Source organism: Micromonospora halophytica, from assembly GCF_900090245.1.
GTDB lineage: Bacteria > Actinomycetota > Actinomycetes > Mycobacteriales > Micromonosporaceae > Micromonospora > Micromonospora halophytica.
This window is the reverse complement of record NZ_FMDN01000028.1, coordinates 1-12,436: the sequence shown is the minus strand read 5'-3', so window position 1 is coordinate 12,436 and position 12,436 is coordinate 1. Positions and strand designations below refer to the sequence as shown.

The 12,436-nt window shown below is 74.1% G+C and carries 12 protein-coding genes and 2 pseudogenes; 8 read left to right on the top strand and 6 right to left on the bottom strand.

From position 1 onward, the window contains the following. Positions 1-47: 47 nt before the first annotated feature. Positions 48-674 (bottom strand): GOLPH3/VPS74 family protein, encoded by a 627-nt coding sequence (locus tag GA0070560_RS25315; protein ID WP_091302200.1) that lies wholly within the window; start codon positions 672-674, stop codon positions 48-50. A gap of 143 nt (positions 675-817) precedes the next feature. On the opposite strand from GA0070560_RS25315, the gene GA0070560_RS25310 reads away from it, so the two are divergent. The 4 genes and pseudogenes from GA0070560_RS25310 to GA0070560_RS30150 form a co-directional block, all read left to right on the top strand. Continuing rightward, positions 818-1,660 (top strand): helix-turn-helix domain-containing protein, encoded by an 843-nt coding sequence (locus tag GA0070560_RS25310; RefSeq protein WP_091302198.1) that lies wholly within the window; start codon positions 818-820, stop codon positions 1,658-1,660. 41 nt (positions 1,661-1,701) lie between these two features. Further along, positions 1,702-1,902 (top strand): DUF397 domain-containing protein, encoded by a 201-nt coding sequence (locus GA0070560_RS25305; protein ID WP_091302196.1) that lies wholly within the window; start codon positions 1,702-1,704, stop codon positions 1,900-1,902. Positions 1,903-1,927: 25 nt separating this feature from the next. After that, a pseudogene (locus GA0070560_RS30155) lies at positions 1,928-3,457 on the top strand (helicase-related protein); the annotation flags it as partial. 186 nt (positions 3,458-3,643) lie between these two features. Next, a pseudogene (locus GA0070560_RS30150) lies at positions 3,644-4,630 on the top strand (ATP-dependent helicase C-terminal domain-containing protein); the annotation flags it as partial. Between the two features lie 6 nt (positions 4,631-4,636). Here GA0070560_RS30150 and GA0070560_RS25295 read toward each other — a convergent pair. Continuing rightward, positions 4,637-5,362: a PP2C family protein-serine/threonine phosphatase gene (locus GA0070560_RS25295; RefSeq protein ID WP_091302194.1), complete on the bottom strand. Its 726-nt coding sequence runs from the start codon at positions 5,360-5,362 to the stop codon at positions 4,637-4,639. 240 nt (positions 5,363-5,602) lie between these two features. Between GA0070560_RS25295 and GA0070560_RS25290 the strand changes: the two genes are divergently transcribed. Further along, positions 5,603-8,197, top strand: a complete 2,595-nt coding sequence (locus GA0070560_RS25290; RefSeq protein WP_091302291.1) for a glycoside hydrolase family 9 protein — start codon at positions 5,603-5,605, stop codon at positions 8,195-8,197. A gap of 164 nt (positions 8,198-8,361) precedes the next feature. Here GA0070560_RS25290 and GA0070560_RS25285 read toward each other — a convergent pair whose 3' ends face one another. Further along, positions 8,362-8,613, bottom strand: a complete 252-nt coding sequence (locus GA0070560_RS25285; protein ID WP_245675706.1) for a flavin reductase — start codon at positions 8,611-8,613, stop codon at positions 8,362-8,364. Further along, on the bottom strand, positions 8,610-8,804 hold the full coding sequence (locus tag GA0070560_RS25280; protein WP_091302193.1) for a hypothetical protein: 195 nt from the start codon (positions 8,802-8,804) through the stop codon (positions 8,610-8,612). Before GA0070560_RS25280 ends, GA0070560_RS25285 begins: the two co-directional genes overlap by 4 nt. 191 nt (positions 8,805-8,995) lie before the next feature. Between GA0070560_RS25280 and GA0070560_RS25275 the strand changes: the two genes are divergently transcribed. From GA0070560_RS25275 to GA0070560_RS25265, 3 genes are read left to right on the top strand one after another with little or no spacing between them, the layout of a single operon-like run. Continuing rightward, complete coding sequence (locus tag GA0070560_RS25275) at positions 8,996-9,745, top strand: helix-turn-helix domain-containing protein (RefSeq protein ID WP_091302191.1); 750 nt, start codon at positions 8,996-8,998, stop codon at positions 9,743-9,745. After that, positions 9,742-9,930: a DUF397 domain-containing protein gene (locus tag GA0070560_RS25270; protein ID WP_091302190.1), complete on the top strand. Its 189-nt coding sequence runs from the start codon at positions 9,742-9,744 to the stop codon at positions 9,928-9,930. Before GA0070560_RS25275 ends, GA0070560_RS25270 begins: the two co-directional genes overlap by 4 nt. Continuing rightward, positions 9,927-10,340, top strand: coding sequence for a GNAT family N-acetyltransferase (locus GA0070560_RS25265; RefSeq protein WP_170839581.1), 414 nt, complete (start codon positions 9,927-9,929; stop codon positions 10,338-10,340). Before GA0070560_RS25270 ends, GA0070560_RS25265 begins: the two co-directional genes overlap by 4 nt. A gap of 4 nt (positions 10,341-10,344) precedes the next feature. On the opposite strand, the gene GA0070560_RS25260 is transcribed toward GA0070560_RS25265, so the two are convergent. After that, entirely contained in the window at positions 10,345-10,854 is a 510-nt protein-coding gene (locus GA0070560_RS25260; protein ID WP_245675705.1) for a GNAT family N-acetyltransferase, read from the bottom strand. 155 nt (positions 10,855-11,009) lie between these two features. Continuing rightward, positions 11,010-12,197, bottom strand: coding sequence for a snapalysin family zinc-dependent metalloprotease (locus tag GA0070560_RS25255; RefSeq protein ID WP_091302282.1), 1,188 nt, complete (start codon positions 12,195-12,197; stop codon positions 11,010-11,012). Between the last annotated feature and the right edge of the window lie 239 nt (positions 12,198-12,436).

Here is a 12,436-nt window from a genome sequence, read left to right as displayed (position 1 = left end):
GGGACTGCTCCGGGTTCGATGAGGGGAGGGGTCGGGGGTGGCGGGGATCAGGGGATGCCGCGCAGCACGGCCGCGCCGACGGCCGCCTCGGTGTGCGCCACCAGCTCCCGCAGCGGGGGTGGCAGCGCGGGGACGAGCACGCCGAGCCGGTGCTGGGCGCGGGGACCGGCGCTCCACAGCACCTCGCGGGAGAGCCCTGCGGCGGTGACCAGCCCGAGCAGGACGGCGTCCGGGACGGCGGGGGGATCCGGCCGTTCCAGCAGGGCACGCAACCGGGTGGCCGGCCAGGCGACCGCGTTGAGGTCGACCGGGACGAAGCTGACGGTGGTGCGCAGCAACCGCCGGCTCTCCTGGCGGCGCAGCACGCCCGCCCGGGTCAGCCGCTCCCCCACGCTGGTCGTCGACGACCGGGCCAGGAAGGCCAGCCAGGTGCGGATCTCCTGGTGCTGGGGCTCCCCGATCAACTGGTCGAGCACGGTGTGCGAGAGCGCGTCGGCCGGTGGACGCCGGTCGATGACGGTGACCAGGCCGTTGGCCACGGTCACATGTCCGAAGAGGACGAGCTCGCCGAGGAGTGCGCCGGCGAGCCCCAGCCCGGTCGCGGCGGGGTGCAGTCTGGCCTTGCCCCGACTGTCGTTGTGGGCGATGAGGAAGAACTCGTCGGCGATGAGCAACGAGCCTCCAACGCGGTAAGTCCACAAGTGATCGACGCCGGGTGACAGGATGCCCGCACCCTTGCACCTTTGCAACTCCCGGATTCGACGGTTGCACTCCGTGTCCGGGCGACCTGCGGATTTTGCCGTGCCAGACTCGGAGGGTGACCGCCAGCCCCACTGTCCGCCGTCGTCGTATCGCCCGGGAACTGCGCCAGCTGCGCGAGCGCGCCGGCATGACCCTCGACGTGGCGGCCCGCCAGCTCGACATGTCCAAGAGCAACCTCTCCCGCATCGAGAACGCCCAGATCGGCATCAAGCCCCGCGACGTGCGGGCCGCGCTCGCCCTCTACGAGGTCACCGGCGCGGACGCGGAGGCGCTGATCGAGATCGCCCGGGGCGCGCAGCAGCGCGGCTGGTGGCAGACCTACAGCGACGTGCTGCCGGAGTGGTTCGAGTTCTACGTCGGGCTGGAGGCCGAGGCCGCGCGGCTGCGGACGTACGAGGCGGAGGCGGTGCCCGGACTGCTGCAGACCGAGGCGTACGCCCGCGAGGTCTACCGGCGTACCGCCGGGGAGGAGGGCCTGGAACGCAAGGTGGCCGCCCGGCTGCGCCGGCAGGAGGTGCTGCGCCGCGAGAACCCGGTCGAGTTGTCGGTGGTGCTGAACGAGGCGGTGCTGCTGCGGCCGGTGGGCGGCCCGGCGGTGATGGCGGAGCAGTTGGCGCACATGGCTCGGGTCGCCCAGTCACCCAACGTGACTATCCACGTACTTCCCTTCTCGGCGGGTGGACACCCGGCGATGAGCGCGCCGTACGTCATCCTCAACTTCGCCGACGCCGCCGACGCATCCGTGGTCTACCTGGACAATCTCACGCTGGGGCTGGCTCTGGAGGAGGCCGCGCACGTCTGCGGGTATAGCCTGGTGCACGAGGAGCTGTGCCGTCTGGCGCTGCCTCCGGCGGACTCCGTGGCCCGCCTGGAGGAGGCTTCTCGTCACTTTGCGTGACCGCTTCGCGGCGCGCTCGCCGGAGAACGTGAGGTACGGGGATGACCATGCTCGACCTGTCCGGTGCGCAGTGGCGCACGAGCACCCGCAGCGTCGGCAACGGCAACTGCGTCGAGGTCGCCACCGTCGACGGTCGGGTCGCCGTACGCGACAGCAAGGACCGGCCGGGGCCGGTGCTGGTCTTCCCCGCCCCGGCGTGGGCCGCATTCGTCACCGGGATCGACGTGGTACGCCCCGGCTGACCGCCGGGGTGCCACAGTGGGCACCGTGCTCTCCGACGTCTCCCTCGAACTGCCGGTCAGCCCGGTACTCCCCGCGCTGGTCTCGGCCCTGACCGCCGACGGCTGCGCCGTCCTGGTGGCGCCCCCGGGCACCGGCAAGACCACGCTGGCCCCGCTCGCGGTGGCCGACCGGGTCGACGGGCGGGTGGTGATCGCCCAGCCCCGCAGGGTGGCCGCCCGCGCGGCGGCCCGCCGGATGGCGCACCTGCTCGGCGAACGGGTCGGCGGGCGGGTCGGGTACGCCGTACGCGGCGACCGGCGGGTCGGCCCGGACACCCGGGTCGAGGTGGTCACCACCGGACTGCTGGTCCGCCGCCTGCACCACGACCCGGAGCTGCCCGGGGTGGGCGCGGTGCTGCTCGACGAGGTCCACGAGCGGCAGCTCGACGCCGACCTGGCACTGGCCTTCGCGGTGGAGGCCCGCACCACGCTCCGCCCCGACCTGTGGCTGCTGGCGATGTCGGCGACCCCGGAGGCGGACCGGTTCGCCGCGCTGCTCGGCGGGGACCGGCCGGCCCCGGTGGTGCGGGCCGAGGCGGCACTGCACCCGGTGACCCGGATCTGGGCGCCGCCGCCCCGGCCGGTCGCGCCGCCCGGCGCCGGCCGGGTCGACCCGGTCCTGCTCGACCACGTCGCGGCCACCGTCCGCCGGGCACTGGACGAACGGGACGGGGACCTGCTGGTCTTCCTGCCGGGGGCGGGTGAGATCACCGCGGTGACCCGGCGGCTGGCGGGGCTGGCCGACCGGGTGGCCGTGCTGCCGCTGCACGGGCGGCTGCCCGGCGCAGAGCAGGACGCCGCGCTGCGGCCGGCGGAGCACCGCCGGGTGGTCCTGGCCACGGCGGTGGCGGAGAGCAGCCTGACCGTGCCCGGCGTCCGGGTGGTGGTGGACGCCGGGCTGAGCCGGGTGGCCCGTACCGACCTGTCCCGCGGGCTCGGCGCCCTGGTCACGGTCCCGGTCTCCCGGGCGGCGGCCACCCAGCGGGCCGGTCGGGCCGGTCGGGAGGCCCCGGGCGCGGTCTACCGGTGCTGGTCCGCCGGCACGCACGAGCGGTTGGCCGCGCAGCCGGAGCCGGAGATCGCCACCGCCGACCTGACCGGCTTCGCCCTGGAGCTGGCCGCCTGGGGCAGCCCGGACGGCGCCGGACTGGCCCTGCCCGACCCGCCGCCACCGGCGGCGCTGGCGGTGGCCCGGGAGACCCTGACCACCCTCGGCGCGGTCGACGCGGACGGCCGGATCACGCCGCGTGGCCGGACGATCGCCGCCGTCGGCGCGCATCCCCGGCTGGCCCGCGCCCTGCTCGACGGCGCGCGGCGGGTCGGCGCGGACCGGGCCGCCGAACTGGTCGCGCTGCTGGCCGAGGAGGGACTGACCGGCCGGGGCGACGACCTGACCGCCGCCTGGCGGCGGCTGCGCACCGGGGTCGACCCGGGCGCGAGTACCCGCTGGCGCTCGGAGGTGCGTCGGTTGCGCGCCGCCCTGCCCACCCCGCCCCCCGTCACCGAGCCCGAAGAGCAGGCTTCGGCTCAAGCGCTCACAGATCTTGGCGAGTTGCCGTTCGTGGCGAACCGCAACTCGCCAAGATCTCCGGAGCGCACCCCCACGAGCGGCGCGAAGCGCCCTCGCGACGACGCCGGAACGGCCGGAGCCGGGACCGGCTCCGGCGGGGCGGCGGGCAGCAGCGGGGCAGGGGCGGGAGGGAGGCTGCCGGACGATCTGGCCGCGGGACTGCTGGTCGGTCTGGCGTACCCGGAGCGGGTCGCCCGGGTGCGCCGGGCCGGCGGGACGGCGTACCTGATGGCCGGTGGGACCGAGGCGGAGCTGGCGGCGGGGACGGCGCTGGCGGGCGTCGACTGGCTCGCCGTGGCGGTGGCCGACCGTTCCCCCGGCGCGCCGGCCGCGCGGATCCGGCTCGCGGCGGCCGTCGACGAGCCGACCGCGCGGGAGGCGGGCGGTCCGTTGCTGTGCGAGGAGCGGGAGGTCCGCTGGGGCGACGGCGACGTGGTGGCCCGGGAGGTGGTCCGGCTCGGCGCGATCGAGCTGGTCAGCCGTTCGCTGACCCGGCCGGGCCCGGAGCTGCTGGCTGCCGCGCTGCGCGACGGGCTGCGCCGGGAGGGGCTGGCGCTGCTGGACTGGACGCCGTCGGCGCGGGCGCTGCGGCAGCGGCTGGCGTTCTGCCACCGCGCGCTCGGCGGGCAGTGGCCCGACGTCGGCGACGACGCGCTGCTCGCCGCCGCCGACGACTGGCTCGGCCCGGAGCTGGTCGCCGCCCGCCGCCGGGCCGACCTGGCCCGGATCGACGTGACGGCGGCGCTGCGCCGGCTGCTGCCCTGGCGGGAGGCCGCCCGGCTGGACGAGCTGGCCCCGGAGCGCGTCGAGGTGCCCAGCGGCTCGCGGATCCGGGTGGACTACGCCGACCCGGCCGCGCCGGTGCTGGCGGTGAAGCTCCAGGAGACCTTCGGCTGGCGGGACGCGCCGAGGATCGCCGACGGTCGGGTGCCGGTGCTGCTGCACCTGCTCTCTCCCGCCGGTCGCCCGGTGGCGGTCACCGCCGACCTGGCCTCCTTCTGGTCCGGCGGGTACCGGCAGGTGCGGGCCGAGTTGCGGGGCCGCTACCCGCGTCATCCGTGGCCGGAGGACCCGACGACCGCCGCGCCGACCCGGCACGCCGCTCCCCGGCGGCGCTGAGCCGGCTCACTCCTCGATGATGTCGGCGATCAGCACGGTGACGTTGTCCGGGCCGCCGGCCCGCAGCGCCAGGTCGATCAGGCGACGGGCGCAGAGTTCCCGGTCGGGGGTCTCGGCGAGCACCTCGGCCAGGGTGTCCGGGCGGACGACGTTGGAGAGCCCGTCGCTGCACAGCAGCCAACGGTCGCCGGCCCAGGGCACCATCGTCGCGTACGACGGGGAGACCTCCTCGCCCTGCAACGCCTGGGTGACCACGGCCCGACGGGGGTGGCTGGCCGCCTCGTCGGGGCTGATCAGCCCTTGGTCGACGAGCATCTGCACGAAGGTGTCGTCCCGGGTGATCTGCTTCAGCGTCCCCTCCCGGAACAGGTAGGCCCGGGAGTCCCCGACGTGCGCCAGGGCCAGGCAACTGCCGGTCCGGGCGAAGAGCAGGGCGGTCAGTGTGGTGCCCATGCCCTGCCGGTCCGGATCCTCGACGACCGCCTGCCGGATCCGCTCGGTGGCCAGCTCGATGCCACTCTGCAACGCGGCCACCAGGGCGTCCTCGGGGGTCTCCACGTCCAGGGGGGCGATCGCGTCCATGGCGATCCGGCTGGCCAGGTCGCCGGCCGCCATCCCGCCCATGCCGTCGGCGACGGCGACGAGCCAGGCACCGGCGTGCAGGGCGTCCTGGTTTCCGCTGCGGATCAGCCCACGGTCGCTCGTCCCGACGGAACGAAGCTTCAGGGTCATGGGAGGCAGCCTGCCAGGCGGAGGCCGGTGTTGTCTCTAGGAGATCAGTAGGACGGGGCGTGGCGCGGTGAATCTCACTGTCGTTCGCGTTCCGACGCCCCACCGGCACCGCACGACCCCAACTCATCCAGTCGAATCGATTGACACGGGCGAGACGCGCTGGAAACATCTGGCTGATACTGGGAGCGCTCCCAAGAGCGCGCCCACCTCCCCCGTCCCCGGAAAGGAATCCCCGTGATCCTGATCCGACGCCGCCGGCGCCTCGCGCTGCTGGCAGCGACCACCCTCGCGCTCTCCGCCGCAGGTGCCGGCGTGGCGTACGCCGAGGTGCCACCGGACGCGCCCGAACAGATCAGCAACGGCGACTTCAGCGAGGGTCTCGCCCCGTGGTTCACCTACGGCACGGGCACCCCCGACGTGTCCGACGGCCGGCTGTGCACCACGGTGGCCGGCGGGCTGGCCAACCCGTGGGACGCCGGCATCGGCCACGACGGGGTCAAGCTCAACGCCGGCGCGGAGTACGTCCTCGGCTTCGACATCTCCGCCACCCCCGGCATGTCGGTCAAGGCCATCCTCCAGCTCGGCAGCGCCCCCTACACCACGTACGCGGCGGTGGACGCCGTCGCCGGCACGGAGACGAAGCGGGTCGAGCAGACCGTCGTCGTACCCGACGACAACCCCAACGCCCAGCTCGTCTTCCAGGTCGGCGGGGCCGCCGCCGAGCAGCGGCTCTGCCTGGACAACGTCTCGCTGCGCGGCGGCGAGGCCGCCCCGCCGTACGTGCCGGACACCGGGCCACGGGTCCGCGTCAACCAGGTCGGCTACCTGCCCGGCGGGCCGAAGAACGCCACCGTGGTCACCGAGGCGACCGACCCGCTGCGCTGGGAGCTGCGCTCCGCAGCCGGCACGGTGGTGGCCGACGGCGAGAGCACCCCGCGCGGGGTGGACGAGGCGTCCGGACAGAACGTGCAGACCATCGACTTCTCCTCGGTGCAGACCCCCGGCGCCGGCTACACGCTGGTCGCCGACGGCGAGACCAGCCACCCGTTCGACATCTCCGGTGACCTCTACGACCGGCTGCGCGCCGACTCGATGCAGTTCTTCTACGCCCAGCGCAGCGGCATCGCCATCGACGGCGACCTGATCGGCGAGGAGTACGCCCGCCCGGCCGGGCACCTCGGCGTCGCCCCCAACCAGGGCGACATCGAGGTGCCCTGCGTCCCCGGCACCTGCGACTACTCCCTCGACGTGCGCGGCGGCTGGTACGACGCCGGCGACCACGGCAAGTACGTGGTCAACGGCGGTATCGCCGCGTACCAGCTGCTGAGCACGTTCGAGCGGACGAAGACCGCGGAGACCGCCGCCGGCGGCGCGGCACTGGGCGACTCCACCCTTCGGCTGCCCGAGCGGGGCAACGAGGTCCCCGACGTGCTCGACGAGGCCCGCTGGGAGATCGAGTTCCTGCTGCGCATGCAGGTGCCGGCCGGCGAGCCGCTCGCCGGGATGGCCCACCACAAGATCCACGACAAGGCGTGGACCGGGCTGCCGCTCGCGCCCGAGGACGACCCTCAGCCGCGCGAGCTGCACCCGCCGTCGACCGCGGCCACCCTCAACCTGGCCGCCGTCGCCGCCCAGTGCGCCCGGCTGTTCGCCCCCTACGACGCGGCCTTCGCGGCCCGCTGCGGCACCGCCGCGAAGACCGCCTACGCGGCGGCGAAGGCCCACCCCGAGCGGTACGCCCCGAGCAGCGGCGTCGGCGGCGGCCCCTACGACGACACCGACGTCACCGACGAGTTCTACTGGGCGGCGGTCGAGCTGTACCTGACCTACGGCACGAAGGCGTACCTGGCCGACGTGACCGCGTCGAAGCACCACACCGGCGACGTCTTCGCCGCCGCCGGCTTCGGCTGGCAGAGCGTGGCGGCGCTGGGCCGGCTCGACCTGGCCACCGTGCCCAACGGGCTGCCGGCCGCCGAGAAGACCCGCATCCGCGCCTCGGTCACCGACGCGGCCGACAACCACCTGGCGACCCTGCGGGCCCAGGCGTACGGGCTGCCGATGCCCGCCAACGGCTACTTCTGGGGCGGCACCAGCAACGTGATCAACAACGCTGTCGTGCTGGCCACCGCGTTCGACCTCAGCCGGGACGCGAAGTACCGCGACGGGGCGGTGCAGGCGGCGGACTACCTGTTCGGCCGCAACGCGCTGAACATGTCGTACGTGACGGGCTGGGGCGAGCAGCACGCCCGCAACCAGCACAGCCGGATCTTCGGCCACCAGCTCGACCCGTCGATGCCGAACCCGCCGGCCGGTTCGCTGGCCGGCGGCCCGAACGCCGACCTGCAGGACCCGTTCGCGGCGAACCTGCTCGCCGGCTGCGAGCCGATGTTCTGCTACGTCGACGACATCAACTCGTACGCGACCAACGAGGTGGCGATCAACTGGAACTCGGCGCTGGCCTGGTTCGCCTCGTTCCTGGCCGACCAGGGTGACGCGAAGGCGGTGCCGGCGCAGACCTGCGCCGTCGCGTACCAGGTCCACGGCGTCTGGCCGGACGGCTCCAACACCCAGGTCACCATCCGCAACACCGGCACGACGCCGGTGAACGGCTGGACGCTGCGGTACGCCTACACCGGCGACCAGCAGGTCACCCAGGGCTGGTCGGCCCAGGTGAGCCAGACCGGGGCCACGGTCACCGCGAAGAACCTGTCCTGGAACGCGACGATCGCGCCGGGTGAAAGCGTGACGTTCGGCCTGCTGGCCAAGCCCGGCACGCTCGCCAACCCGGCGCCGAACCTGATCACCGTCAACGGCTCCTCCTGCGCCCTGTCCTGATCCACCCTTCCCGCCCGGGGCACCGCGCCCGGGCGGGAACCTCGGCCGTCGCCCCCTGTCCCCTGGGGGCGACGGTCCGCCGTTTGCAGCGTGTCGCGGTGTCCCCGCGCCGGGATGCCGCGACACGCCGCAAATCGCGACCGGGCGAAGCACCTGACGCCCGGTCAGTCCCGCGCTCTCGCCCAGGTGAGGAAGCGTTCGGTCAGCTCCGCCGGGCGGACCGGCCCGCCGAGTTGGCCGAGCTGCGCCGCCGCCTCGCTCATCACCGTCGCCAGGTACACCAGCAGCCCCGCCCGGTCGTGGCGGTACTGCACCAGCAGCGACAGCCGGGCCGGCTGGCAGGGCCACTGCGCACCGCAGGCCCGGCACCGCCACAGCGGACGCATCGGCTCGTGCGGCCGGGGCGGACGGCTCACCGCTGCTCCGGGCGTCGCCACCCGCCGGCCCGCCAGCGCTGGGCGGGGGTCAGGTTGCCGGTACGCCCCGGCCCCATGGTCGGGAAGAGCCGGGTGGGCGCGTTCTCCCACGAGGGGCGGGGCCTCGGCAGTGCGACGGCCGGGGTGGACGGGGTGGACTCGTGGCGGCTGCGCCAGAACCGGAAGCGCACGGGGATGCTCCTCACGTCGTGGGTGGACCGGGCCGCCCCGGCGTCGTCGGCGGGGCGGCCCGACGGTTCCGCCGACGGTTCGGGCCACGGCGGCGGTTCCGATACCGAAAGCCTTCCGCGCGTCGCGGGACGGCCACACTGCGTATCGGTAGCGTGCACAGACGTTCCGGACGTCCTTCGTGGAGGCTGGCGTGAACGACGTGTTGCGGGTGGCGATGGCCGAGGCGGGCGAGACCGCCGAGTCCCTGGCCGAGCAGGCCGGGGTGGATCCGAAGACCGCCGCCCGGTGGGTGTCACCGGGGCGGCTGCCGCATCCCCGGCACCGTGCGGCGGTGGCGAGGGCGCTGGGCCGGGAGATCGGCGAGCTGTGGCCGGAGGTGGTCCGCCGCCGGGAGCCGGCCTGGTTCCGACCCTGGACCGACGTCGAGCAGGACGCCACCTCGCTGCGGTCGTTCGAACCGTCGGTGATCCCCGGCCTGCTCCAGACCCCGGAGTACGCGCACGCGGTGCTCAGCAGCGGCCCGCTCGCCGACGACGAGATCGAGGGGTACGTCGCCGCGCGGCTGGCCCGGCAGGCGGCGGTCTTCGACCGGCCGCGCCCGCCGCTGACCGTCTTCGTCATCGACGAGGCGGCGCTGCGCCGGGGCGAGCCGGAGATCATGCACCCGCAGCTCGACCACCTGGAGGTGATGGCCCGGCGCTCCTGCCTGCTGCTGCACGTGGTGCCGCTGCGCGCCGGCTTCCACCCCGGGCAGGCCGGGGCCTTCGTCATCGCCAGCCTCGACGACACCGAGGACATCGGCTATATCGACGACCAGGCGGCCGGTCGGCTCACCAACGACGTTGCTCCCCTGTGGCGGGTCTGGGACACTGTCAGGTCGGTGGCGCTGCCGCGCGACCAGTCGATCCAGCTCCTGAAGGCGCGAGAATGGCTGAGATGACCGGCGCCCGGTGGCGCACCAGCACCCGCAGCAGCTCCAACGGCGGCAACTGCGTCGAGGTCGCCGACAACCTTCCCGGCGTCGTGCTGGTGCGCGACTCCAAGGACCGCGACGGCGGCACGCTCACCTTCACCCCGGCGGCGTGGCGCGCCTTCGTCCATGGCAGCGCCCGATCGAACCGGTGACCGTACGGCCGGCCGGCCCCGCCGGCCCCGCCGACCTCCCGGCCCTGGTCGCCCCCCGGATCGCCAACGCCGAGGCGCACCTCGCCCTCGACCCGACGGCGTACCGGGTACCTGATCCGGCGGTCGTCGCCGGCCACTTCCGGGACACCCTGGCCGCCGACCGGGACGCGATCCTCGTGGCCGAAGCCGCCGACGGGCAGGTCGTGGGCATGGTCGAGGTGCTGCGCCAGGCCGATCCGCCCGCGCACCAGATCCTGCGACCGGAAGCGTCCGCCGCCGTACACACGGTGGTGCTGCCGGGGCACCGCGGCCGGGGCGTCGGCGCGGCCCTGCTCGCGGCGGCGCGGGAGTGGGCGAGCGCGGTCGGCTGCCACCGTCGTCCTGACCCTGGCCCGCTCTACGGCGGGTGAGCCGTCAGACCGGCCGCCGCATGGCGACCCGGTCGCTCATGTCCAGGCCCAGCGCCGCCTCGGCCGCCAGCACCTCCGCCAGGCCCGGCCCGGTCCGGGTCGGCGGCAACGCCACGAAGCCGCACCGGGCGTAGTAGGGCGCGTTCCACGGCACGCTGCGGAAGGTGGTCAGCGTCAGCGCCGGCCGCCCCCTCCCTGCGGCCCAGCCGGCGACGTGGTCGAGCAACCGCCGGCCCACACCCCGCCGGGCGTGGCCGGGATGGACGCTGAGCTGCTGCACGTGGGCGCAGCCGTCGACGAGGCGTACCACGGCGAAGGCGATCGGCCGGTCGTCGGCGTCCACCGCCACCCAGGCCCGGCCCTCGCGCTGGCATGCGCCGAGCGTGTCGAGGTCGAGCGGCGGCGCGTCGGCTATGTCGACCATGCCGATCTCGCGGAACGGCGCGCCGGAGGCCACCTCGATCGCTTGCAGTTCGCTGAGTTCGTCAGCCGTCGCCGTCCTGATCCGCTCCACGGTCCCGAGCCCACCACGGCCACCGGCCCGACGCCCAGCGGATTTCGGCGGCCCGGCACGCGGGCGGGGCGCCCGTGCCACGTTGCGGCTGGTACGGACGCCCCGGTGGTGCGTGTGTTCGCCTGATCCCGGCCGAGGCCGGTCCCGGCTGGTGCTCAGGCGACGGGCAGGCCGCCGACCTGGGTGTTGATCCAGGTACGGATCGACGGCAGGTCTCCGTAGATGGACGGGCCGGTGGCGCAGGTGGAGTTGTTGTTGCCGGCCCGGCTGGTCGCGCCGATCAGGTTCCACACCCCGTTGATCTTGCGCACCTGCGGGCCACCCGAGTCGCCGTAGCAGGCGCCGGAGTTGCCGTTGGTGTTGTTGGTGCAGATCTCGTACGGACCGTTGATGCCGAGGCACCGGCTGTCCGAGACGATCGAGGTGTCGAGCTCGTGCGCGATGGTCGGCGCGGAGCCGCAACCCCGCTGCGGGCAGGTCTGCCCCCAGCCGATGATCCGGGTCGCCGTGCCGACGGCGCCGGAGGTGGTCGGGATCGGGGCGGGGGCGTAGCCGACCGAGCTGGCCAGTTGGAGCAGCTTCACGTCGATGGTCGGGTGGTTGACCCCGCGGGTCACCCGGACCACCGTGCCACCGCTGGTGCGGTTGATGCTGCCCACCCGCACCGAGGTGGGCGTCGGGCAGTGCCTCGCGGTGACCGCCCAGTTCGCCTTGATCAGGGTGCCGGTGCAGCCCGAGGTGTACACCATCCACGGGTAGTTCTCGGTGGCCGGGCGGCCACCGACCACCATCGGGGTGACGTCGCCCTCGTCGGACCAGCTGTAGCTGGCCGTGGCCGGCGCGGCCAGGGTGCCGCCGAAGAGCTGGTTGACCCGGTACGCCTCGGCCGCGCTCGGATACGCGTTCTTGCAGGAGACCGGGGCGCTGCTGCCCGACATCAGGTCGGAGCAGAGCCCGGTGCGCCGGTCGGGCAGGCCGAGGATGTGGCCGATCTCGTGGGTGGCGATCCGAGTACGGTCGTACCCCATGTCGACGGCCTGCCAGCCCATCCACACCCGACCGTTGCCCAGGCTCGTCGTCTGGGCGCGGGGCCAGCCGGTGTCGACGTAGATGGTGATGTTGCCCGGCGTGCGGGGGGCGAGCCGGACGGAGCTGACGGAGCTGTTCCAGATGCTGGCGGCCTGGTCGAAGTTGGTGCGGAACTCGCCGGCCCGGCTGGCGTCGTAGTAGACGGTGCGCACGGCGGCGGAGGCCGCCGTGGTCTCGACCGCCACCAGACCGGTGGCGCCCAGCACCGCCGCGAGCAGAGCTGCGGCGGTACGCGCGAGTTGTCGTCGTCGGATCATCCGACCTCCCATCGATAGATGATGATGATGAATGCTAATCATATCGATGTTGATCGGTCCAATAACGCATTCCTCATACCATGGCCGGGGAGCCCGGCCCGGTCGACCGCCCCGACCCCGAGGCGGGCCGGTTGCCCGCCCCCTAGACGAGTAATTCCTAAGTCGGTCCGGGGCTGCGAACGCAGCGAAGGGTGTTGATGATCCGTTTGTGACGACAGACCTCAACACCCTTCTCA